The 22,759-nt window shown below is 61.9% G+C and carries 18 protein-coding genes and 1 pseudogene; 18 read left to right on the top strand and 1 reads right to left on the bottom strand.

The annotated features are described in order from the left end of the window. Positions 1-38: 38 nt before the first annotated feature. Positions 39-575, bottom strand: coding sequence for a hypothetical protein (locus tag ACQKP4_RS15235; RefSeq protein WP_427634379.1), 537 nt, complete (start codon positions 573-575; stop codon positions 39-41). A gap of 379 nt (positions 576-954) precedes the next feature. On the opposite strand from ACQKP4_RS15235, the gene ACQKP4_RS15230 reads away from it, so the two are divergent. From ACQKP4_RS15230 to ACQKP4_RS15145, 18 genes and pseudogenes are all read left to right on the top strand, one after another. After that, positions 955-2,946 (top strand): methyl-accepting chemotaxis protein, encoded by a 1,992-nt coding sequence (locus tag ACQKP4_RS15230; RefSeq protein ID WP_427634377.1) that lies wholly within the window; start codon positions 955-957, stop codon positions 2,944-2,946. A gap of 208 nt (positions 2,947-3,154) precedes the next feature. Next, entirely contained in the window at positions 3,155-3,601 is a 447-nt protein-coding gene (locus ACQKP4_RS15225) for a DUF411 domain-containing protein (RefSeq protein WP_427634376.1), read from the top strand. Beyond that, positions 3,601-4,035 (top strand): YqaA family protein, encoded by a 435-nt coding sequence (locus tag ACQKP4_RS15220; protein ID WP_427634374.1) that lies wholly within the window; start codon positions 3,601-3,603, stop codon positions 4,033-4,035. The genes ACQKP4_RS15225 and ACQKP4_RS15220 overlap by 1 nt, the downstream gene beginning before the upstream one ends. Before the next feature lie 84 nt (positions 4,036-4,119). Continuing rightward, positions 4,120-5,145, top strand: coding sequence for an alpha/beta fold hydrolase (locus ACQKP4_RS15215; protein ID WP_427634372.1), 1,026 nt, complete (start codon positions 4,120-4,122; stop codon positions 5,143-5,145). 13 nt (positions 5,146-5,158) lie between these two features. Further along, a complete protein-coding gene (locus ACQKP4_RS15210) occupies positions 5,159-6,112 on the top strand; it encodes a D-2-hydroxyacid dehydrogenase family protein (RefSeq protein ID WP_427634370.1) in 954 nt (317 codons plus the stop codon). Positions 6,113-6,665: 553 nt separating this feature from the next. After that, the gene (gene glgA / locus ACQKP4_RS15205; protein WP_427634368.1) at positions 6,666-8,252 is read left to right on the top strand and encodes a glycogen synthase GlgA; all 1,587 of its coding nucleotides are present in this window, start codon (positions 6,666-6,668) and stop codon (positions 8,250-8,252) included. A 15-nt stretch (positions 8,253-8,267) separates the two neighbouring features. Further along, complete coding sequence (gene treZ, locus ACQKP4_RS15200) at positions 8,268-10,064, top strand: malto-oligosyltrehalose trehalohydrolase (RefSeq protein WP_427634366.1); 1,797 nt, start codon at positions 8,268-8,270, stop codon at positions 10,062-10,064. Next, positions 10,061-12,139 (top strand): 4-alpha-glucanotransferase, encoded by a 2,079-nt coding sequence (malQ, locus tag ACQKP4_RS15195; RefSeq protein ID WP_427634365.1) that lies wholly within the window; start codon positions 10,061-10,063, stop codon positions 12,137-12,139. Before treZ ends, malQ begins: the two co-directional genes overlap by 4 nt. Further along, positions 12,136-14,913 (top strand): malto-oligosyltrehalose synthase, encoded by a 2,778-nt coding sequence (locus ACQKP4_RS15190; protein WP_427634363.1) that lies wholly within the window; start codon positions 12,136-12,138, stop codon positions 14,911-14,913. Before malQ ends, ACQKP4_RS15190 begins: the two co-directional genes overlap by 4 nt. Before the next feature lie 21 nt (positions 14,914-14,934). Continuing rightward, positions 14,935-15,267 carry a DUF2934 domain-containing protein gene (locus ACQKP4_RS15185; protein WP_427634361.1) on the top strand — a complete coding sequence of 111 codons (333 nt, stop codon included), beginning with the start codon at positions 14,935-14,937 and terminating at the stop codon, positions 15,265-15,267. A 155-nt stretch (positions 15,268-15,422) separates the two neighbouring features. Continuing rightward, positions 15,423-17,582 (top strand): glycogen debranching protein GlgX, encoded by a 2,160-nt coding sequence (glgX, locus tag ACQKP4_RS15180; protein ID WP_427634360.1) that lies wholly within the window; start codon positions 15,423-15,425, stop codon positions 17,580-17,582. Between the two features lies 1 nt (position 17,583). Beyond that, entirely contained in the window at positions 17,584-18,573 is a 990-nt protein-coding gene (locus ACQKP4_RS15175; RefSeq protein ID WP_427634358.1) for an acyl-CoA dehydrogenase family protein, read from the top strand. Then, entirely contained in the window at positions 18,570-19,328 is a 759-nt protein-coding gene (locus ACQKP4_RS15170; protein WP_427634419.1) for a PIG-L deacetylase family protein, read from the top strand. Before ACQKP4_RS15175 ends, ACQKP4_RS15170 begins: the two co-directional genes overlap by 4 nt. A gap of 10 nt (positions 19,329-19,338) precedes the next feature. Further along, positions 19,339-19,938, top strand: a complete 600-nt coding sequence (locus ACQKP4_RS15165; protein WP_427634356.1) for an SAM-dependent methyltransferase — start codon at positions 19,339-19,341, stop codon at positions 19,936-19,938. Positions 19,939-20,097: 159 nt separating this feature from the next. Next, entirely contained in the window at positions 20,098-20,856 is a 759-nt protein-coding gene (locus ACQKP4_RS15160) for a PIG-L deacetylase family protein (protein ID WP_427634354.1), read from the top strand. A gap of 199 nt (positions 20,857-21,055) precedes the next feature. Continuing rightward, a complete protein-coding gene (locus ACQKP4_RS15155) occupies positions 21,056-21,856 on the top strand; it encodes an endonuclease/exonuclease/phosphatase family protein (RefSeq protein WP_427634352.1) in 801 nt (266 codons plus the stop codon). A 40-nt stretch (positions 21,857-21,896) separates the two neighbouring features. Beyond that, on the top strand, positions 21,897-22,205 hold the full coding sequence (locus ACQKP4_RS15150; RefSeq protein ID WP_427634351.1) for a hypothetical protein: 309 nt from the start codon (positions 21,897-21,899) through the stop codon (positions 22,203-22,205). Next, a pseudogene (locus ACQKP4_RS15145) lies at positions 22,171-22,464 on the top strand (autotransporter outer membrane beta-barrel domain-containing protein); the annotation flags it as partial. The gene ACQKP4_RS15150 and the pseudogene ACQKP4_RS15145, both read left to right, overlap by 35 nt. Positions 22,465-22,759 lie beyond the last annotated feature (295 nt).

The raw sequence follows: 22,759 nt of genomic DNA, 5'->3' as shown, positions 1-22,759 counted from the left end.
CGCTCGACCCGCCAATGCCAAACACCCTCGACAACGCATCACGCCTTGGCACTGACCCCTTTATCGGTAGGCACCGCCACGGCTCTGCCGTTGCCCTTGCCGTACGTGTGCAGGTTCTGCAGCACATAGATCGCCGTCTTGTATTCCGGGATCAGGCCAATTGCATACTTGTCGCCCTTGATGCTGTTGTTCTGGATGGTGTCCAGTTGCGTAGCAAAATATTCCAGCGCATTGAATTTCGCATCGGGATCGTTCTGTACGCCGAACCGGTTGAACTTGTCACCCGCATTCATCAACGTCATCGACGTGATATCGGAAATCAGCCCCCTGCCCCTGAGAAACGCACTGAGATTGCCCAGCTGTTTGGACGAGACATTTTCCGGATCGAAGCCTTTGACGTTTTTGTGGATCTTCTGCTCATCCATTTTCGCGATGTTCAGCGCATTGGGATTGGTGCCTACCAGCGCCAGCATTTGCTTGACCCGCGCGCTCTGCGTGACCGGTTTACCGCCGCCGGTGTCGCGAACCAGTAATCCGGACTTGGCCGTCCAGGCCCCGCTATAGCCGATAGTCATGATTGAATTCCCGATGACGTGCGCATAAAAAACTCCTTGTTCAAGCGATGGAAGAGCGGGGAAGTATCCGGCTGGCCTCTTGCCATACCTACTACTATTTCTGCTTTTTACAATTTTTGTACACTTTCAGATACAAACTACCAAAGCCTTGTGACAGAGCTATTGCGACGACTTTTTTATCGAGGGTTCGAACACGCTTGAGTCACGTTTTACGCTTTGGACCGTTGCTTTGTATCCGCCTCGACACGCGACGGATTTCACGACGAAGCATTCTTGGACGCGCGTACCTAAAGGTGGTGATACGCGAGCCGATAGCCTCTCGAAGCAGTGATGCTCACCTCGAACTCCGACAACAAGAACGTTGCACAAGGACCGTCCCATGCCCGCATTTCGTTCCATCCAGGCTCGTTACACGCTGTTTCTGGTCCTCTTCATCCTCTTGCTGTTGGTACTGACAGTGGTCGGCATCAGCCAATTGGTCGCGCCCAAGCTGCGCCACACCGAAGAACAGGTAGCCCTTAACCGCATCGCCGAAGTGGCCGAGCAAATCCAGGGTGAATTGAACAAAGTGCAGTCGCAGCAGCGCAGCATCACCCAGACCATCCCGTTACTCGACAGCGCGGCCATCGACACCGTGCTACCCGGGCTGGTCGACCAGTACGGCGAGTTGAAAGTCTTCGGCGGCGGCATCTGGCCGTTGCCGGGCCAGCGTGAGGCCGGGCGTAACAAATTCAGTACCTTCTGGCACCGCGATGCCACGGGGAAACTGGTGGTGAACACCTTCTGGAACAGCGACGCCGCCCCCAATTATTACGACCAGACCTGGTACAAGGGCGGCATGCAAACCCCGCGCGGCCAATGCGCGTGGGCGGCTGCCTATAAAGATGACGCCAGCGCCGAACCGCGCACCAACTGCGCCATGGCGATTCAGAAAAACGGCGCGGCGTACGGCGTCTCGACCATCGACGTGACGCTAGGCTTTTTCAACGACCTGGTGGCACGCAAGGAAAAAGACCTCGGCGCCGAAATGCTGATCGTCGAGGCCGACGGCAAGATCATCAGCAACAGCTCGCGCATCAGCGGCCCGATTGTGTTGAAGAACACCAGCGAACTGGCCGGTAACTCGCCGTTCGCTGCTCAGGTCAAGGCCGGCCTGCAAAACCGTGATCAGTCGCAGCGCACAGAATTCGATAACAACGGCGAAGCCAGTACCTTCTTCATGCGCCCGATCGAAGGCACGCCGTGGTTCCTTGCCACCGCGCTGCCAACCCGGCTGATCACCGCCCAGCGTGACGACGTGCTCAGCACCTTGAGCCTGTTGCAGATCCCGATGGTGATTTTGCTGGCGCTGTTGCAGATCTACGCGATCCGCCAACTGGTCCAGCGCCTGAAAATCCTCAAGGCCAATATCGACGCACTGTCTGCCGGTGACGCGGACTTGACCAAACGCATCACCATTCGCGCCGAAGACGAGCTGGGCGCCATCGGCTATTCGGTCAACGCCTTCATCGTCTACTTGCAGAACATGATTGGCGAAGTCACCCAAGCCACGGGCGCCATGGCGTCCAGCCTGGACAACCTGCAACGCACGTCAGCCCACACCAGCCAGATTCTGGTGCGACATGCGTCGGAAACCGATCAGACCGTCACCGCCATCACCGAGATGAGTTCGACCGCCGAAAGCGTCGCGCAAAACGCCGCCGAGACGGCCGCTTTCACCAAGCGCGCCAACGAAAATGCCGACCGCTCGCGGGTCGTGGTGGGCGAAGCGTCCAGCAGCGTGATTGCGCTGATCGACGAAGTGGCGACTGCCACCCATAAAGTCGAAAGCATGCAGCAGGACGCCCAACGCATCACTGAGATTCTCGGGGTGATTGGTGCCATCGCCGGCCAGACCAACTTGCTCGCGCTCAACGCCGCCATTGAAGCGGCGCGGGCCGGGGAGCAAGGACGTGGGTTTGCGGTAGTCGCCGATGAAGTCCGCGCCCTCGCCGCTCGCACTCAGGCCAGCACGTCGGAAATCAACGAGATGCTCGCACGCCTGACTCAAGGCGTGAGTTCGTCGGTGAGCGCCATGCAAAATACCCAGGCCAGTTGCCAGTCCGCCGCCGATGCGACCGCTCGGGTCAACTCGGGGCTGGATGAAATGGCCGGCTCGGTCAGCCACATCAACAGCCTGAGCACGCAAATCGCCACCGCCGCCGAACAGCAAAGCGCAGTAACCGAAGAGATCAACCGCAGCATGGTGCAAATCCGCCACATGGTGGATGAGCTGGTGAAAAGCGGTCAGGCGAGTGAACTCAATACGCAGCAGTTGCTGGAAGCCAACCGCCGTGTGAGCGCAATCATGGGGCGTTTCAAGGTCCGCTGATCACTGCCCTTTGTGGGAGCGGGCTTGCTCGCGAAGGCGGTATTTCACTCAGCATAAGTGTTGAATGTCAGTCAGCCTTCGCGAGCAAGCCCGCTCCCACAGGGATCCGCTGGTCGTTGTAGTAACTAGAAACAATCTCGTCCCTCGTGCTTGGCTAAACTGGTCAAAATGCGTCTTTTTTGGCCGCAATCCCAGGACGAGATCCCCTATGCGAACCCACTTGCGTCTGGCCGCCCTGAGCGCCCTCTTCATTTCTTCGCTGGCCCAGGCCGCCGACCTGATCCCTATCGAAGTGCACCGCGACGCCAATTGCGGCTGTTGCAAAAAGTGGATCAGCCACCTCGAAGCCAACGGCTTCAAGGTCGAGGACCACGTCGAAGCCAACATGAGTGATTTCAAGCAACAACACGGCGTACCGCCGCGCCTGGCCTCGTGCCACACCGCATTGATCAACGGCAAATTCGTCGAAGGTCATGTGCCGGCGGAGCAAGTGTTGGCCTTGAGCAAGCGCGATGACCTGCTGGGCGTCGCCGCACCCGGCATGCCGATGGGTTCGCCCGGCATGGAAATGGACGGCATGAGCGATGCGTATCAGGTGATCGGCCTGAAAAAGGACGGTTCTGACGTGGTGGTGGCGGACTACCCCGCCCATTGATGTTCGGTGCTTACATCGGGCTGTTCGTTGCCGCGTTCGGCGCCGCGACCCTTTTGCCGTTGCAGTCCGAAGCGGTGCTGGTGGGGTTGTTGCTCAGCGACCGGTATTGGCTGTGGTCGCTGCTGGCCGTCGCAACGCTGGGTAATGTCCTCGGTTCGCTGGTGAACTGGTGGCTCGGCCGGGGCATCGAGCGTTTTCGTGACCGGCGCTGGTTTCCGGTCAGCCCGCGGCATCTGGCAATCGCGCGAAAACACTATCGGCGCTACGGCCATTGGTCGTTGCTGCTGAGTTGGGTGCCGATCATTGGCGACCCGCTGACCCTGGTGGCCGGGGTGATGCGCGAACCCCTCGGGCGATTTCTGCTGATCGTCACCGTCGCCAAAGGCGCGCGTTATGGCGTGCTGGCTCTTGTCACGCTGGGCTGGATGGGTTGAACCATTGTCAGTCGCCATTGCCTGTGTTTAATCTCGCCCTAATCGTGCCGATCCAGCATCGGCGGTTTTCTACGGAGCTGACCCATGCCCCTCGCCTTTTCCCGCTGGTTGCCCGGCCTGTTACTGAGCGCTGCGCTGCCACTGGCTGCTCAAGCCGAAGGCCCGGAATACGGGCCTGAATTGCAAGGTTTCGAATACCCCTACACGGTCAAACATTTCGCCTTCGAGTCCCAGGGCAAATCCCTGCAAATGGGTTACATGGACGTCGCCGCCCACGGCAAGGCCAACGGGCGCAGCGTCGTGTTGATGCACGGCAAGAATTTCTGCGGCGCGACCTGGGACAGTTCGATCAAAGCCCTGAGCGAGGCCGGTTACCGGGTGATCGCACCGGACCAGATCGGTTTCTGCACGTCCAGCAAACCCGACCATTACCAGTACACCTTCCAGCAACTCGCCACCAATACCCAACAATTGCTCAAGGCGCTGGGCATTCAGAAGGCCACCCTTCTCGGTCACTCCACCGGCGGCATGCTCGCCACCCGTTATGCGCTGCAATACCCCGAACAGGTCGAGCAACTGGCACTGGTCAATCCGATTGGTCTTGAAGACTGGAAAGCCCTCGGCGTGCCATATCGCACGGTGGACCAATGGTACGCGCGCGAACTCAAGCTCACCGCCGACGCCATCCACACCTACGAACGCAACACCTATTACGGTGGCCGCTGGAAGCCGGAATTCGATCGTTGGGTCGACATGCTCGCGGGCCTGAACAAAGGCCCGGGGCATACGCAAGTCGCGTGGAACTCGGCGCTGATCTACGACATGATCTTCACCCAGCCGGTGTACTACGAGTTCAAGAACTTGAAGATGCCCACGCTATTGCTGATCGGCACCTCCGACACCACCGCCATCGGCAGCGACATTGCCTCGCCTGAAGTCAAGGCGAAGCTCGGTCATTACGACGTGCTCGGCAAGCAAGTGGCAAAACTGATTCCGCAGTCGACCCTGGTCGAATTCCCCGGCATGGGGCACGCGCCGCAGATGGAAGAACCGGAGCAATTTCACCAGGCATTGCTCGACTGGCTGAACAAAACCAACCCCGTTCGTTGATGAGGTAAGGCTGATGGCTGTGCAGATTGCGGTGATCGATGATTGGCAGGACGTCGCACGCGATGTAGTCGACTGGTCGGCGCTGGACAGCGTCGCCGAAGTCAGTTTTGTGCATGACTTCCCCGCCGACAACGCCACGCTGGCGCAACGCCTGGGCGGTTTTGAAGTGATTTGCGTGATGCGCGAGCGCACCCGGTTCGACGAGGACCTGCTGCGGCGCCTGCCGAAACTGAAACTGTTGGTCACCGGGGGCATGCGCAACGCCGCCCTCGACCTGAAAGCCGCGGCGGCTCTCGGTATTCAGGTGTGTGGCACCGACAGCTACAAACATGCCGCGCCGGAATTGACCTGGGCGCTGATCATGGCCGCTACCCGCAATCTGCTGGCCGAAGCCAACGCCTTGCGCGCCGGCCAATGGCAGCAAGGCCTGGGCGGCGATCTGCAAGGCAAGACCCTGGCGATTCTGGGGCTGGGCAGTATCGGCAAGAAGGTCGCCCAGTTTGGTCAGGTGTTCGGCATGCGGGTCATCGCCTGGAGCGAAAACCTTACGGCCGAACGTGCAGCCGAGGCCGGCGTGACCTACGTCAGCAAGCAGCAACTGTTCGAGCAGGCGGACGTGCTCTCGGTGCATCTGGTGCTCAGTGATCGCAGCCGCGGCCTGGTCGATGCCCAGACACTGGACTGGATGAAACCCACCGCTTTGCTGGTCAATACCGCGCGCGGGCCGATTGTCGACGAGGCGGCGCTGATCAAGGCGTTGCAGAAAAACCGCTTGGGCGGTGCCGCACTGGATGTGTTCGAGGTCGAGCCCTTGCCTGAGCATCATCCGTTCAGAACCCTGGAAAACGTCCTGGCGACGCCGCACGTTGGTTATGTCAGCCGCGAGAATTACCAGCTGTTCTTTTCGCAGATGATCGAGGACATTCAGGCGTGGTCGGCGGGTACGCCGATTCGATTGTTCAGCTAAAACCGCGTTATCGTTCTTCGCGAGCAAGCCCGCTCCCACAGGTTTTTGAGCTGTGCCTGGAGCAGCGAGTTTGCCCGCGCTGAGGCGTCAATATCCGCACTGCAATGGTGCAAATACCCTCCCCGACGCGCCCATTTGCGTGACTGCACAGTCCTGTTTTGACCCACCTAAAAAAATAAACCTGCACTTCGTCGGTGCGTTGCCCCGTTCGGCGTTCTGTGGATTTACCCTCTTCAACCGATTGTCGAACAATTTAGCCACTTGGCCCGCCCCGCTCTAGGATCTGGCCTAGACTCATTTTCGCGAGGTAAAACCGGTCGGTCATCTGGCGGTAAAAAACTCGAAACTTTTGGACCTGACCGTAGGTCAGGTGAAAGGTAGGGTCAACGCGACTGGTGCATTCCTTGCAACGGCCCCTCCACCCATCCTGCTTTAGCGCATTGGGCAGTACTGCTCAGCGATGCGACGCGCGTTTGCGTCCGGCCACAGGATTTGGCCGCGAGCACCGTTTGTGCCAGGCCCGAGAATCAGATCAACAACACGGGAGATTCATATGATTAGTGCGGCTTTAGATATTCAGGGAGAGCGTGCTCATCAGCAGGTCGGCGAATCGAGCGCCGTGGGTGCGCCAAGCGCCCAATCGATCAACGTCCCCAGCCCACGGGCGCTGACACCGGTTGCCAGCCAGAATCCGAACAGAAAGAAAGTGTTGTTCGTTACTTCGGAGATTGCCGACCTGGTGAAAACCGGCGGTCTGGGCGACGTCTCTGCCGCGTTGCCCCGCGCCATGGCGCACTTGCACGATGTGCGGGTGCTGATTCCGGGCTATCCGCAAGTGCTGCACAGCGAGAACCCGATCCACATTATTGGCGAACTGGGTGGCCACGCCGCGCTGCCGCCGTGCAAGATCGGGCGCATGGACATGCCGGACGGTTTGGTCATCTACGTGTTGATCTGCCCGGAGCTGTATGAGCGCGAAGGTTCGCCTTACGGTGCCAACAACGGCCGCGACTGGCCGGACAACCACATTCGTTTCGCCCGCCTGGGCCTGGCCGCCGCCGATATCGCCGCCAATCTCGCACAAATTCACTGGTGCCCGGATCTGGTGCACGCCCATGACTGGCCCGCTGGCCTGGCGCCGGCCTACATGCACTGGCGTGGGCAGCGCACGCCGACGCTGTTCACCATCCATAACCTGGCCTATCAAGGCGTGACCAGCCTCGGTTCGTGCCCGGAACTCGGTATTCCGCACCACGCCTTGCAACAGGAAGGCATGGAGTTCTACGGCAAGATGTCGTTCCTCAAGGCCGGCATGGCCTATTCGAGCCACATCACCACCGTCAGCGCCACCTATGCGCAGGAAATCACCACGCCAGCCTTCGGCTGTGGTCTCGACGGGTTCCTCGCCGCCAAGACCCAGCAAGGCCTGCTCAGCGGGATTCCCAACGGCATTGATGAAAGCTGGGACGCCGCCACCGACCCGCACTTGTTCTGCCCGTTCACCATCGGCGACTGGGAGGGCAAAGCGGTCAATGCAGCCCACGTGCGCGAACTGTTCGGCCTCGAAGATTCCGCAGGCCCGCTGTTCGCCGTGGTGTCACGACTGGTCTACCAGAAAGGCCTCGACCTCACCGAAGCCGTCGCCGAATTCATCGTCAACTCTGGCGGCCAGATCGCCATCATCGGTCGCGGCGAGCCGGAAGAAGAACAAGCCATGCGCGAACTGGCGCTGCGTTTCCCGGGCCAGATCGGCGTGCGCATCGGCTTCAATGAAACCGACGCCCGGCGCATGTTCGCCGGCAGCGATTTCCTGCTGATGCCGTCGCGTTACGAGCCTTGCGGCTTGAGCCAGATGTATGCCCAGCGTTTCGGTTCGTTGCCGGTGGCCCGCAACACCGGCGGTTTGGCCGACACCATCGAGAACGGCGTGACCGGGTTCCTCTTCGATGAATCCACCGTGGAGAGCTACGAAGAAGCGCTCAGCCGCGCGTTCAAGGTGTTCGCCTACCCGGATCTGCTCAACGCCATGCGTTGCCGCGCCATGGCCGCGCCCTTCAACTGGTGCAAGGCGGTCGAACCGTACGCCGAACTCTACGAACAACTGGTGGCCAAGGCGCTGGGTAAATCGAACAAACTGTAATAGAGGTTTTCAACGATGCCGTTACGGACCCTTGAGACCTGGCCCCACGGCGCAATCATGCTGGACGCAGAGCACACGCGTTTTGCCTTGTGGGCGCCAGATGCGTTTTACGTCAGTGTCGAACTGGAAGATGGACAATCCTTGCCGCTACTGCCTCAGGCTGATGGCTGGTTCGTGATCAAGACCCGCTGCCCCGCGGGAACCCGTTACCGCTACAACATCGATGGTGAGCTGGACGTGCCGGACCCGGCGTCCCGCGCCCAGGACGGCGACATCGCCGGCCACAGCGTGGTGGTCGATCCCCTCGCCTATCAATGGCAAAACAGCACCTGGACCGGCCGGCCGTGGGACGTGGCAGTCATCTACGAATTGCACGTCGGCGCGCTCGGCGGCTTCAGCGCCGTCGAACAGCAACTGGCGCGCCTCGCCGAACTGGGTGTGACCGCCATCGAACTGATGCCCCTCGCGCAATTTCCCGGCGAGCGCAACTGGGGCTATGACGGCGTGCTGACCTACGCCCCGCAAGCCTCCTACGGCACTCCCGAACAACTCAAGCACCTGATCGACAGCGCCCACGGCCATGGCCTGGCGGTGATTCTCGACGTGGTCTACAACCACTTCGGCCCGGACGGCAATTACCTGCATCACTACGCCAAAAGCTTCTTCCGCGAAGACAAACACACGCCGTGGGGCGCGGCCATCGACTTCCGGCGGCGCGAGGTGCGCGACTTCTTCATCGAAAACGCATTGATGTGGCTGCTGGAATACCGCTTCGACGGGTTGCGCCTGGACGCGGTGCACGCGATTGAGAGCCCTGATTTTTTGCAGGAGCTGGCGCAACGGGTGCGGGAACAGACCGGCCCGGCCCGGCACATCTGGCTGATGGTCGAAAACGAGCACAACCAGGCCAGCCTGCTGGAAGAAGGTTACGACGCGCAGTGGAACGACGACGGCCACAATGCCTTGCACGTGTTGCTGACCGGTGAAACCGACGCGTACTACGCCGACTATGCCCAGCAACCGACCGAACAGCTGGCCCGCTGCCTGAGCCAGGGTTTCGTGTTTCAGGGCCACACCAACCGCCACGGCAAATCCCGGGGCGAGCCCAGCGGCCACTTGCCGCCCAGCGCGTTCGTGCTGTTTTTGCAGAATCACGATCAGATCGGCAACCGCGCCTTCGGCGAACGCTTGCATCAGTTGGCCCACCCCGACGCCTTGAAAGCGGCCACCGCGCTCCTGCTGTTGTCGCCGATGATTCCATTGATGTTCATGGGCGACGAGTTTGGCGCCGATGAGCCGTTCCTGTTTTTCACCGACCATCACGGCGAATTGGCGGCGCTGGTGCGCGAGGGCCGGCGCAACGAGTTTGCCGAATTAAGCGCCTTCGCCGACCCGCACAAACGTGAGCAGATTCCCGATCCGAATGCACCCGAGACCTTCGAGTCTTCGCGCCCCCGGCTGATCAATCCCGAGCAGTCGGCGATGCATGACCTGTATCGCCGCCTGCTGCAACTGCGCCACCAACACATCATCGCGCGCATCCCCGGAGCCCAGGCACTGGGCGCCGACGTCCTGGGCGAAGGCGCCGTGACCGCGCGCTGGCGGTTGGGCGATGGCAGCGAGCTGCGCATTGACCTGAACCTCGGCGACACGTCCGTGGTCCACTCCCCACAGGCCGGCGCCAGGTTGTTGTTCGAACATCCGCCACAGGCAGCCGGCCTGTTGGATCAGGGCAAACTCGCCCCGTATTGCGCGCTAGTCAGCCTCACGGCCGCAGCCCCTTTGCTACCCCCGGATGGAGAGCGCCCATGAGTGATGCGCAACTGGAAATACTGGCCAGCCGAGCGGGCCTGGCTGTCGACTGGATCGACGCCAATGGTCGCCCGCAAAAAGTCGCCCCTGCCGTGCTCCGCGCGGTCCTGACCGGCCTTGGCCACCCGGCCGGCAGCGCCCAGGAAATCGACGCCAGCCTGCTGCAATTGCAGCAAGTGCAACAGACGCACCACTTGCCGCCACTGATGACCGTCGACGTCGGTTGCGGTCTCGATCTGGCGCGCTATTTCGAGCCCGAAACGCCGTGTGAAATCCACCTCGAAGACGGTTCGCGAATCAACCTGAAACTGGATGCGGACGCGGTGCTGCCGGGTTTGATCCCGGTCGGTTATCAGCACGCAACTATCGATGGACAATCGTTCACGCTGGCCGTGGCGCCCGAGCGCTGCTACAGCGTCGGCGATGCCGTCGACAGCCCGATCCCGCGCACCTGGGGGCTCAGCGTGCAGTTGTATTCGCTGCGGCGCCCTGGCGATGGCGGTTTTGGCGACACCCAGGCCCTGGAAGAACTGGCGCGGGTCGCTGGCGAACGCGGCGCCGAAGCGCTGGCGATCAGCCCGTTGCACGCGATGTTCAGCAGTGACACCCAGCGTTACAGCCCCTATTCACCGTCCAGCCGCTTGTTTCTCAACAGCCTGTATGCCGCGCCCGGCGCCATCCTCGGTGAGCGCGCGCTGCGCAGCGCCATCGAATCCACCGGGCTTGGCGCCCAATTGCAACAGCTTGAACAACAGCCGCTGATTGACTGGCCTGTCGCCGCCGAAGCCAAGCATCGCCTGCTGCAAGCCTTGTATGAAGGCTTCGTGCAGGGCGAACACCCGCTGCACGCCGACTTCAGCAGCTTCCGTCACGCGGCCGGCGAAGCACTGGAAAACCATTGCCGCTTCGAAGCGATTCAAGAAGCCCGCGCGGCCAAGGGTGAAAACCTCGATTGGCGCGAGTGGCCGGAACAATGGCGCGACCCGCGCAGCGCCGCCCTCGCCGAATTCGCCGAAGAGAACGCCGGACGCATCGGCTTCTTCGCCTTTTGCCAGTGGCTGATCACCCGCTGCCTGGAGCGTGCGCAAATCGCTGCGCGCAGCGCCGGCATGAGCATTGGCCTGATTGCCGACCTGGCGGTCGGGGCCGATGGCGGTGGCAGCCAGGCCTGGAGCCGGCAAGACGAATTGCTCGCCTCGCTGACCGTCGGCGCCCCGCCAGACATCCTTAACCGCAGCGGCCAGGGCTGGGGCATTTCCGCGTTTTCGCCCGAAGGGCTGGTGCGCAATGGATTTCGCGCCTTTATCGAAATGCTCCGCGCCAATTTTGCCCACGCCGGCGGCTTGCGCATCGATCACGTCATGGGCCTGCAACGGTTGTGGGTGATCCCCAACGGCGCACCACCGGCCGACGGCGCTTATCTGTATTACCCGCTCGACGACATGCTGCGGCTGCTGGCCCTGGAATCCCATCGACATCAAGCCATCGTGCTCGGCGAAGACCTCGGCACCGTGCCCGATGGCTTGCGCGAAAAACTCATCGCCCGCGCCATCCTTGGCATGCGCGTGTTGTTGTTCGAGCAGGACAACAGCCACTTCAAGCCGATCCTCGACTGGCCGGACAACGCACTGGCGACCACCAGCACCCATGACCTGCCAACGCTCAATGGCTGGTGGCATGGCCGCGACATCGACTGGAATGCCCGCCTCGGGCTGGTCGATGCCACGGGTGAAATCGAGTGGCGTCAGCACCGGGAGCGCGAGCGCGAAGGCCTGCGCCGAGCGTTTAGCGAAGACCCGCAAAATTTCCGCGAAGAATCCCACGAAACCGACCAGATCCTCGACGCGGCCATCCGCTTTCTGGGCCACACCCGCGCGCCGCTGGTGTTGCTGCCGCTGGAAGACGCCTTGGGCATTGAACAACAAGCCAACCTGCCCGGCACCATCGACACGCACCCCAATTGGTCGCGGCGCCTGCCCGGTGTCAGCGAAGCCTTGCTCGATGACGCGGACGCCGCGCGGCGTCTGGAACTGCTCGCCTGCGCGCGACTTCAGGCCGGCGAGCGTGACCAATGAACCTGTCATTGATCCAACCGCTACGGGCGACCCTGCGCCTGCAATTTCATAAAGGCTTCACCCTGGACCAAGCGGTGCCGCTGGTGCCGTATTTCGCCCGCCTGGGCATCAGCCACGTCTATGCCTCGCCGTTGCTGGCCGCGCGGGCGGGTTCGATGCACGGCTACGACGTGGTCGACCCGACCACGGTCAACCCCGAACTCGGCGGCGAAGCGGCGTTGCGCCGACTGGTCAAAGCGCTGCGCGAGCACCAGATGGGCCTGATTCTCGACATCGTGTCGAACCACATGGCGGTCGGCGGTAGCGACAACCCGTGGTGGCTCGACTTGCTGGAATGGGGCCGCTTGAGCCCGTACGGCGAGTTTTTCGACATCCAATGGCATTCGCCCGATCCGTTGATGGAAGGCCAATTGCTGCTGCCGTTTCTCGGCAGCGATTACGGCGTTGCCTTGCAGGACGGCACCCTGCCCTTGCGTTTCGATGCGCAGCGGGGGGCGTTTTACGTCGAGCATTACGCCCATCACTTTCCGATCTGTCCGAGCAGTTACGGCGACCTGCTCAGAACCGACGACGAGCCACTGAAATTGCTCGCTGACCGTTTCAGCGCCTTGAGCTATCAGACTGACGCGCACAGCCTGGCGCTGCCGTTGAAAGCGCAGCTGCGCGAACTGGCGCGCGATCCGGCCATGCTGCAAGCCATCGAGCGCAACCTCAGCGCCTACGATTCGCTGACGCCGGAGGGTTTCCAGCGTCTGCATCAGTCGCTGGAGCACCAGAGTTATCGCCTGGCCAGTTGGCGCACGGCGGCGGACGACATCAACTGGCGACGCTTTTTCGATGTCAACGAACTCGGCGGCCTACGCGTCGAGCGTCCGGCGGTGTTCGAAGCGACCCACGCGAAAATCTTCGAGCTGGTGGCCGAAGGGCTGGTCGACGGCCTGCGCATCGACCACATCGACGGCCTTGCCGACCCGCGTGGCTACTGTCGCAAATTGAGGCGTCGTGTGGATTCGCTGTCCCCGGAGCGACACTTGCCGATCTTCGTCGAGAAGATTCTCGGCGAAGGCGAAACCCTGCACCGCGACTGGTCGGTGGACGGCACCACCGGTTACGAATTCATGAACCAGCTGTCGTTGTTGCAGCATGACCCGGACGGCGCCGAGACCTTGGGCCAGCTGTGGACTCGCTATAGCGAACGCCCCGCCGACTTTCGCGAGGAAGCGCAACTGGCCCGTCAGCAGATCCTCAACGGCTCGCTGGCCGGGGATTTCGAAAGCGTGGCGCAAGCGCTGCACCAGGTGGCGCGCGATGATGTGATGACACGGGACCTGACCCTCGGCGCCATCCGTCGTGCGTTGCAGGAATTGATCGTGCATTTCCCGGTGTACCGCACCTACATCAGCCCGCGCGGTCGCTCGGCGCAAGACGACGTATTTTTCCAACAGGCCATGGACGGTGCGCGGCAAACCCTTGGCGAGGCCGATTGGCCGGTGCTCGAGTGCCTGGCCGGTTGGCTGGGTGGCGAGCCGTGGCGCAAACGGCCCGTGGGTCGCCAGCGCAAAATCCTCAAGCACGCCTGCGTCCGGTTCCAGCAACTGACCTCGCCGGCCGCCGCCAAAGCCGTGGAAGACACCGCGTTCTATCGCTCGGCGGTGCTGCTGTCGCGCAATGACGTCGGCTTCAGCACCGAGCAGTTCAGTGCGGCGCTTGCCGACTTCCATAAGGATTGCCTGCGCCGGCTGGAACAGTTTCCGGACAACTTGCTGGCCACCGCGACCCACGACCACAAACGCGGCGAAGACACCCGCGCGCGCCTCGCGGTGTTGAGCGAACGCAGCGCCTGGTACGCCGAACAGGTGCCGCTGTGGCGAACCCTCGCCCGGCCCCTGCGCGATGACGACGACATGCCCTCGGCCGGCGATGATTTGATTCTTTATCAAGCGATCCTCGGCAGTTGGCCGCTGGACTTGCGCAGTGACGATCAACCCGCGCTCGCGGACTACGCCAAGCGCCTGTGGCAGTGGCAACAGAAAGCCCTGCGTGAAGCCAAGCTGCAAAGCAGCTGGAGCGCGGCCAACGAGCCTTATGAAAAGGCGATGCAGGTGTTTATCGAGCGTTTGCTGCTCAGCCCTGAGGGTGAACTGTTGCGCGCCGCCCTCGGCAAAGCGGTACAGACCCTGGCCGCACCCGGCGCGCTCAACAGTTTGGCGCAAACCTTGCTGCGAATGACCGTGCCCGGGGTGCCGGACCTGTATCAGGGCAACGAGTATTGGGACTTCTCGCTGGTCGATCCGGACAATCGCCGGCCGGTGGATTACGCCCGCCGAGAACAGTCGGCGCAGGCCACCGTGCCAGTGCCCGAGCTGTTGGCGAACTGGCGTGACGGGCGCCTCAAGCAACGCTTGATCCTGCAGACGTTGAACCTGCGGGCCGAGCATGCCGAGCTGTTTCGCCGAGGGTCGTATCAGCCCCTCGAGGTGGTCGGCAGCGAGGCTCACCGAGTGTTGGCGTTTGCTCGCGAACATGCGGGCCAACGCGCCATCGTGATCGTCCCGATACGCTGTGCGCGCTTGCTGGAAAACAGTGCCAAACCACAGATCGACGCGCCGCAGTGGGGCGACACCCGGGTGAAATTACCGTTCGGGGCCTGCGACGAAAATCTGAAGGGACTTTTTTCCAGCGGCGCAGTCACAAAAAACAGGGAGCTGAACATCAGCGCCGCGCTGGGGGATTTCCCGGTCAATCTCTTTATCCAAACCTTTACCCAAGCTTGAGTTCAGTGCAGGAGCATTGCGATGAGTACCGACGATAAACGCGTTCGCGAATTTGCCTATCAGATCTGGGAATCGGAAGGAAAACCCGAGGGCGAGGAAGCCCGCCATTGGGAGATGGCCCGCAAATTGGCGGAAGCCGAAGCCCTTGCACCGAAAAAATCGCCGAAGGCTTCTGGCAGCAAGACCCCTGCCGCCAAACCTGTCGCGGCCAAGGAAAGCAAAGTGGCGAATGGCAAGGCGGGTGAACCGAAAGCCAAGGCCAAACCCGCCGCGGCGGCGGCGAAAGTAACCCCTCCAGGTGAAAAAGCTGCCGCGAAAAAACCGGGCACCGCGAAAAAACCACCAGCGGCCTGACGCTTCACGCATTTGTCCTGATTGAACCCGTGGCGAGTTCACTCGCCGCCGTGGGCGCGCTCGCCCTGAAAAACTGCACCCTGTGGAAGCAAGCCCGGCCCCGCAGCGTTTTACCGCCTTAGCGCATTCGTTTCCCCCTATTTGCAGGAGCATCTATGTCCAGTCCAAAAAAAGCCGCGCCAGAACCTCATGTCGAGGCCTCCCGAATTCGCGAAGGCCTGCCCTTCCCGCTGGGCGCGACCTGGGATGGTCTGGGGGTCAACTTCGCCTTGTTTTCCGCCAATGCCACCAAAGTCGAACTGTGCATCTTCGATGATGCCGGCGAAGTGGAACTGGAGCGCATCGAACTGCCGGAATACACCGACGAGATCTACCACGGCTACTTGCCCGACGCGCATCCGGGGCTGATTTACGGCTACCGCGTGTACGGCGCCTACGACCCGGCCAACGGCCACCGCTTCAACCACAACAAATTGCTGATCGACCCGTACGCCAAGCAACTGGTCGGCGAGTTGAAATGGTCCGAAGCCCTGTTCGGCTACACCATCGGCCACCCGGATGCCGACCTGAGTTTCGACGAACGTGACAGCGCGCCGTTTGTGCCCAAGTGCAAAGTCATCGACCCGGCGCACACCTGGGGCCATGACCACCGCGTGAGCATTCCGTGGGACAAGACGATCATTTATGAAACCCATGTGCGCGGCATCAGCATGCGTCACCCGTCCGTCCCCGAGAACGTGCGCGGCACCTTCGCCGGGTTGATGGTCGATGACGTCCTGGAACACATCCGCAAACTCGGGGTTTCCTCTGTCGAACTGCTGCCGATCCACGCGTTCGTCAATGACCAGCATCTGCTGCACAAGGGCATGACCAATTACTGGGGCTATAACAGCCTCGCGTTCTTTGCCCCGGACCCGCGTTACCTGGCCAGCGGCAAGATCGCCGAGTTCAAGGAGATGGTCGCGCACCTGCACGAAGCCAATTTGGAAGTGATCCTCGACGTGGTCTACAACCACACCGCCGAGGGCAACGAGCAAGGCCCGACCCTGTCGATGCGCGGCATCGACAACGCCTCGTACTACCGCTTGATGCCCGACGACAAGCGCTTCTACATCAACGATTCCGGCACCGGCAACACGCTGGACCTGAGTCACCCGTGCGTGCTGCAAATGGTCACCGACTCCCTGCGTTACTGGGCCACGGAAATGCACGTCGACGGCTTCCGCTTCGACCTGGCGACCATTCTCGGCCGCTACCACGACGGTTTCGACGAGCGCCACAGCTTCCTCGTGGCCTGTCGTCAGGACCCGGTGCTGCGCCAGGTGAAAATGATCGCCGAACCATGGGACTGTGGCCCCGGTGGCTATCAGGTCGGTGGCTTTCCGCCGGGCTGGGTCGAATGGAACGACAAGTTCCGCGACACCGTGCGCGCCTTCTGGAAAGGCGACGACGGGCAACTGGCGGACTTCGCCAGCCGCATGACCGCCTCTGGCGAGATGTTCAATCAGCGCGGTCGCCGCCCGTACGCGTCGTTGAATTTCATCACCGCCCATGACGGTTTCACCCTCAACGACCTGGTGTCGTACAACGACAAGCACAACGAAGCCAACGACGAAAACAATCAGGACGGCAGCAACAACAACCTGTCGTGGAACCACGGCGTCGAAGGCCCGACCGACGACCCCGAGATCAACGAGCTGCGGTTGCGGCAGATGCGCAACTTCTTCGCCACGTTGCTGCTGTCCCAGGGCACGCCGATGCTGGTGGCGGGCGATGAGTTCGCACGGACTCAGAACGGCAACAACAACGCTTACTGCCAGGACAGTGAAATCGGCTGGGTCAATTGGGACCTCAGTGAAGACGGCAAAGGCTTGCTCAAATTCGTCAAACGCCTGATCAAACTGCGCCTGGCCTATCCGATCCTGCGTCGTGGCCGGTTCCTAGTCGGCAATTACAACGAAGACATCGGCGTCAAGGACGTGACCTGGCTGGCGCCGGACGGCAGCGAAATGTCCGTCGAGCAATGGCATGACGCCCACGGTCGCTGCCTCGGCATGCTGCTCGATGGCCGAGCACAGGAAACCGGGATTCGCCGCAAGGGCGGCGACGCCACCTTGTTGCTGGTAGTCAACGCGCACCACGACATCGTCAACTTCACGCTGCCGGAAGTGCCGGACGGCGGACACTGGACCTGCATGATCGACACCAACCAGCCGTCGATTCGCGGTCAGGAGCGTTTCGAATTCGGTCACGAATATTCGGTCACCGGCCGTTCGTTGCTGTTGTTTGAATTGCAGCATGAGGAAGACGAGTGAAATGGACCTTCAGGCTTTTTTCAATCGCCAGCCAGCGGACTACGCCGACACCCAAGCGTTAGGCCGGTGCCTGCGGGCGCTGGTGGAACTTGAGCTCGATCAGCTGCCATTGCCGGGCGATGGCCAGACACTGGAGCGGTTTCAGCGTCTGGCCGAAGTCGGCGGGCATGACCTGGGGTTGTGCAAGCTGTACGAAGGCCATACCGATGCGCTGGCAATCATCCAGCAACTCGGTGGTTCGCCAACGCCCGGCAGCACATGGGGCATGTGGGCCGCCGAACCGCCCAGCGCAAAGGTGCGGGTCAGCCCGCAAGGTCAACTGGTCGTGTTGAATGGGCGCAAGGCTTGGTGTTCCGGCGCCGCCGTGTTGAGCCATGCCTTGCTCACGGCGTGGGACGATCAGGACCAACAGCAATTGGTCGCGGTGGCGCTGGATCAACCCGGCGTCACCGTCACCGATGACGGCTGGCAAGCGGTCGGCATGGGCGCCACCGGCAGCGTCGAAGTGTTGTTCGACAGTGTCGAAGCCCAAGCCATCGGCCAGCCCGGCGATTACTTGCAGCGGCCGGGTTTCTGGCAGGGTGGCATCGGCATTGCGGCGTGCTGGTATGGCGCCGCACAAAGCCTTGCCGAGCGCCTGCGCCGCCATTGCGCGCAACGGCCAGAACCGCACGCCCTCGCCCACCTGGGTGCCGTCGACTGCGCACTGCATGCGGCGGCCGAGGTGTTGCGGTGCAGCGCCTTGAGCATCGACGCCGCACCGCTGGACCACGCAGAACTGCACGCTCGACGCGCTCGCGCGGTGGTCGAACACGCCGCTGAACAAGTCATCTTCCACGTCGGCCATGCCCTCGGCGCCGGCCCTTATTGCAAGGATCGTCAATTCGCCCGGCTGATGGCCGACTTGCCGGTGTTCCTGCGCCAAAGCCACGCCGAACGGGATCTGGCCGAACTCGGCAAACAGGTCATCGAAGGCCCATGGACGCTATGAAAACCAACCCCATCGTCGGCCAGGGCACGCCCTTGCACCTCTGGCAAACCTCCAGTCACCTGGCGCAATTGGAGGAAATCGACATTCTCGGCCTGGTGCCCGAAGGCTCTCGCGCGGTGATCATCGCGCCACACCCGGACGACGAAGTGCTGGGCTGTGGCGGGTTTCTGCAAATCCTCGCCGCCGCTGGCCGCCCGCTGCAACTGATCTCGGTCACCGACGGCAGCGCCAGTCATCCCGGCTCCGAGCGCTGGCCGGTGGAGCGTCTGAGCGCCGTGCGCCCTCAGGAATCGGTTGAAGCCTTGCGTCGCCTGGGCCTGCCACTGCACAGCCTGAAGTGGCTGCGCGGTGGTTTCAGCGACAGCCAGGTCGCGGCCAGGGAAGCCGAACTGAGCGAATTTATCGCCGGGCATTTGCGTTCCGACGACGTGGTGTTCACCACGTGGCGCGAAGACGGTCATTGCGACCACGAAGCCGTGGGCCGGGCCAGTGCCGCCGCCGCGCAGCGTGTCGGCGCAGCGCTGCATGAGTTGCCGGTATGGACCTGGCATTGGGCGACGCCTGAAGACCGTGCCGTGCCGTGGCATCGCGCCCGAAAAATCCGCCTCGAGCCACACCTGATTGCACGAAAACGCCATGCCATCCATGCCTTTGCCAGCCAACTGGAGGGCGATCCGCAGGTCGGGTTGCCGCCGGTGCTGGCGCCGTTTGTGCTCGATCGCCTGCTGCAACCGTTCGAAGTGGTGTTCTTATGAGTGAAACGTCATGAGCGTCGAGGATCGCTATTTTGAGGGGCTGTTTGCCGGCAGCGACGACCCATGGTCGTTTCGCGAGCGCTGGTACGAGCAACGCAAACGCGCGATCACCCTCGCCGCACTGCCCCGCCCGCATTACCGTGCGATCTTCGAACCCGGTTGCGCCAACGGTGAACTGAGCTTCGAACTCGCCAGCCGTTGCGACCGCTTGCTCAGTTGCGACACCGCGCTGGCGGCGGTCGCCCTGGCCCGCACCCGACTCGGCCCGTTCGACCATGCCGAAGTGCGCCACAGTCGCCTGCCGGCGGATTGGCCGGAAGAACAATTCGACCTGATCGTCATCAGCGAAATGGCCTATTACCTGGACGCAGACGACCTCAAACACCTGATCGTCAAGGCCGAACAGTCGTTGACCGCCGATGGTCAGTTGCTCGCATGCCACTGGCGCCCGGCCATTGCCGGCTGCCCGCTGAACGCGCGCCAGGTTCACGATTTGCTGCATGAACATTTGCACTTGCCGCGCCTGGTGCTGCATCAGGAGGCGGATTTCCTGTTGGAACTCTGGAGTCGTGAGCCACGCTCGGTGGCAGCGCTGGAGGGTTTGAGATGATCGGTATCGGCGTGACCGGGAACACGCTGGTTAAAAAAAAACGTCTCGGATGAAAGAGCAAGGCGACGAATAGCCTGAGTTGAGCAATACTCTCCCGGCGGCAATCCAGGGTACGGAGCGCGGCATATTGCTATCAAACAGAACAAGGACGTAGCCCCGATGAAACCTCTTTGCGTCATCGAAAGCAGCCTGCCAGCACAAATCTGGAACAGCGCGCCGCAACTGGACAACATCCCCGTCATCAACACCCAGACCCTCGTTCCCGCTGGCGCACGCGCCGTGGTCATCGCGCCGCACCCCGGCGACGAAGTGGTGACCTGCGGCGGCCTGCTGCAGTTGCTGTCCAGCCTCGGTCATCCCCTGCAACTGATTTCGATCACCGATGGCAGCAACAGCCATCCGGGCTCGCAACAGTGGTCCGAGAAACGCCTGAGCGTGTTTCGCGGCCAGGAAAGCGTCGAAGCCCTGCGCCGCCTCGGCTTGCCGATGCACAGCCTGAAATGGATTCGCGGCGGCTTTACCGACAACGCGCTGACCGAGCGGGAAGAATCGCTGACCCAGTTCATCGTCCGTTACCTGCGCCCCGGCGACGTGGTGTTCAGCACCTGGCGCCAGGACGGCAATCTCGATCACGACGCCGTCGGGCGTGCGAGCGCGGCGGCGGCGAGCAGGGTCGGGGCGGTGTGTCATGAAGTCCCCGTCTGGGCCTGGCACTGGCCAACCCGCGATCAGGGGCTGATTCCCTGGCACCGGGCGCGCAAGGTACGGCTCGACACCTGGACCGTCGCGCGCAAGAGCCACGCCACCCACGCCTACGCAAGCCAACTCGACGGCGAACCGGCCCTCGGCATCGCGCCGCTGCTGCCACGGGTACTGCTGGAACGGATGCGCCTGCCTTACGAAATCGTGTTTGTCTAACCCGATCATCGGCACGCCACCGATCACTGTGGGAGCGAGCTTGCTCGCGAAGGCGGCGGCAGAATCGACCTTGATGCCGACTGGCAAACGGCCTTCGCGAACAAGCCCGCTCCCACGGTGGAAAGTGCATCGCTCAAACTGAACTGCCTGCGTGCGCATCAGTCGCATGGTTATGCAGCCAAGATTCAGAGGAATGAGCGTGAGCAGCGATCCCACACCGCGAAAACTTCAATCGGTGCCCCTGAACCCGCCGCCGGCGATTCATAAACTGCGGGTACTGACGGTCAATACGCACAAAGGTTTTACCGCGTTCAATCGGCGTTTCATCCTCCCCGAGCTGCGCGAAGCGGTGCGCAGCACCTCGGCGGACCTTGTGTTTTTGCAGGAAGTTGTCGGTGAACACGACCGGCACTCTTCGCGCTACAACGAATGGCCGCAAACCTCGCAATATGAATTTCTCGCCGACAGCATGTGGAGCGATTTCGCCTACGGCCGCAACGCCGTGTACCCCGACGGCCACCATGGCAACGCGCTGTTGTCGAAATACCCGATTCGCGAATTCCGCAACCTTGATGTCTCCATCACCGGCCCCGAACGTCGGGGTTTGCTGCACTGCGTGCTGGATGTACCGGGGCACGCAGAAGTGCACGCGATCTGCGTGCACTTGAGCCTGCTCGAAAGCCACCGGCAGTTGCAGCTTCAGTTGCTGTGCCAATTGCTCGAATCGTTGCCCGACGATGCCCCGGTGATCATCGCCGGCGACTTCAATGACTGGCAGTTGCAAGGCAACGCCGCCCTCGCCCGACGCGACTACTTGCATGAAGCCTTCGAGCGCCACAACGGCCGGCCGGCCAAGACTTACCCGGCGCGTTTCCCGTTACTGCGCCTGGACCGGATCTACCTGCGCAACGCCAGCAGCCACGACCCGAGAATCCTCGGCAATAAACCGTGGACGCACCTTTCGGATCACCTGCCGCTGGCGGTGGAAGTGCACCTCTGAATGGCGCCGGGAATTTTCCGGATTGTCGCGGATTTTCGCTGTGCCCACTTTGTCGCTGATATTCGTCAGCGTCCCTGTTTCCGCCGCTTGCACCTTGGTCGCCGGCCCCGGCAACGATTCTTTTACCTGTGACGGCGGCACCTCCGGCGCACTGACCGATCTGGCCGGCAACAATAGCCTGACCTTCCCCGCCAACGGCACCGGCCGTATCAACGGCAACGTGACGTTTGGTGCGGACAACGACGCCGTTACATGGATTCCGGCACGCTGGCCGGTGCGCTGGATCAAGGCGCGGGCGCGGACAGTTTTCGCGCGGCCGCCTCGGCGCTCGGCTCAAGGGCCGTTATGAAGTCAGCGGGCGCCCCCTGGAACCGTACGTGCGAGCCAACCTGTGGCACACGTTTTCCGGCACTGACTCAGTCACTTTCGACGGTGCTGACCGCATCGATACCGAGCAGCAATCGTCCTCGGCGGATCTGGGTGTCGGCGCGATCCTCAGCCTGGCAAAAACAGTGAGCGTGTATGGCGGTGTTGATTACTCCAGCAATATCGACAGCAATCAACTGCGCGGGATGGCGGCAAACGTAGGCGTCAGGGTCAGTTGGTAACCCGATAGCGAGCGAAGAAAAGGCTGCGGAATGCGGGTTGACTGATGATTTTTCGCACAAACAAACACTTATAGATGCAGCGAAAATCAGTCACTTGCGATCACTAAAATTCAACGACCGCTTATCGGCCATTTTCTTGACGCAGTGCCGTCGGTCTTCTTAGCTACTGGTTACTACCCCCGGAATTACCACCCGGAGCAACCCTTCAGACACCCGCGAAATCGGGCGCCCGACAGCTTGCCCCAGCCCATTCGGTCGCCCCTCATTCGGGGTAGGAGAGACGCCATAGCGAGAT

The sequence above is a fragment of the Pseudomonas sp. NPDC086278 genome (assembly GCF_050280905.1).
Classification (GTDB): Bacteria; Pseudomonadota; Gammaproteobacteria; order Pseudomonadales; family Pseudomonadaceae; genus Aquipseudomonas.
This window is presented reverse-complemented; position numbering and strand designations above follow the sequence as displayed.

Excerpts from the sequence above, each read along its gene's own strand:
- ACQKP4_RS15235 (WP_427634379.1), bottom strand. The coding sequence starts at position 575 with ATGACTATCGGCTATAGCGGGGCCTGGACGGCCAAGTCCGGATTACTG.
- ACQKP4_RS15230 (WP_427634377.1), top strand. The coding sequence starts at position 955 with ATGCCCGCATTTCGTTCCATCCAGGCTCGTTACACGCTGTTTCTGGTC.
- ACQKP4_RS15225 (WP_427634376.1), top strand. The coding sequence starts at position 3,155 with ATGCGAACCCACTTGCGTCTGGCCGCCCTGAGCGCCCTCTTCATTTCT.
- ACQKP4_RS15220 (WP_427634374.1), top strand. The coding sequence starts at position 3,601 with ATGTTCGGTGCTTACATCGGGCTGTTCGTTGCCGCGTTCGGCGCCGCG.
- ACQKP4_RS15215 (WP_427634372.1), top strand. The coding sequence starts at position 4,120 with ATGCCCCTCGCCTTTTCCCGCTGGTTGCCCGGCCTGTTACTGAGCGCT.
- ACQKP4_RS15210 (WP_427634370.1), top strand. The coding sequence starts at position 5,159 with ATGGCTGTGCAGATTGCGGTGATCGATGATTGGCAGGACGTCGCACGC.
- glgA (WP_427634368.1), top strand. The coding sequence starts at position 6,666 with ATGATTAGTGCGGCTTTAGATATTCAGGGAGAGCGTGCTCATCAGCAG.
- treZ (WP_427634366.1), top strand. The coding sequence starts at position 8,268 with ATGCCGTTACGGACCCTTGAGACCTGGCCCCACGGCGCAATCATGCTG.
- malQ (WP_427634365.1), top strand. The coding sequence starts at position 10,061 with ATGAGTGATGCGCAACTGGAAATACTGGCCAGCCGAGCGGGCCTGGCT.
- ACQKP4_RS15190 (WP_427634363.1), top strand. The coding sequence starts at position 12,136 with ATGAACCTGTCATTGATCCAACCGCTACGGGCGACCCTGCGCCTGCAA.
- ACQKP4_RS15185 (WP_427634361.1), top strand. The coding sequence starts at position 14,935 with ATGAGTACCGACGATAAACGCGTTCGCGAATTTGCCTATCAGATCTGG.
- glgX (WP_427634360.1), top strand. The coding sequence starts at position 15,423 with ATGTCCAGTCCAAAAAAAGCCGCGCCAGAACCTCATGTCGAGGCCTCC.
- ACQKP4_RS15175 (WP_427634358.1), top strand. The coding sequence starts at position 17,584 with ATGGACCTTCAGGCTTTTTTCAATCGCCAGCCAGCGGACTACGCCGAC.
- ACQKP4_RS15170 (WP_427634419.1), top strand. The coding sequence starts at position 18,570 with ATGAAAACCAACCCCATCGTCGGCCAGGGCACGCCCTTGCACCTCTGG.
- ACQKP4_RS15165 (WP_427634356.1), top strand. The coding sequence starts at position 19,339 with ATGAGCGTCGAGGATCGCTATTTTGAGGGGCTGTTTGCCGGCAGCGAC.
- ACQKP4_RS15160 (WP_427634354.1), top strand. The coding sequence starts at position 20,098 with ATGAAACCTCTTTGCGTCATCGAAAGCAGCCTGCCAGCACAAATCTGG.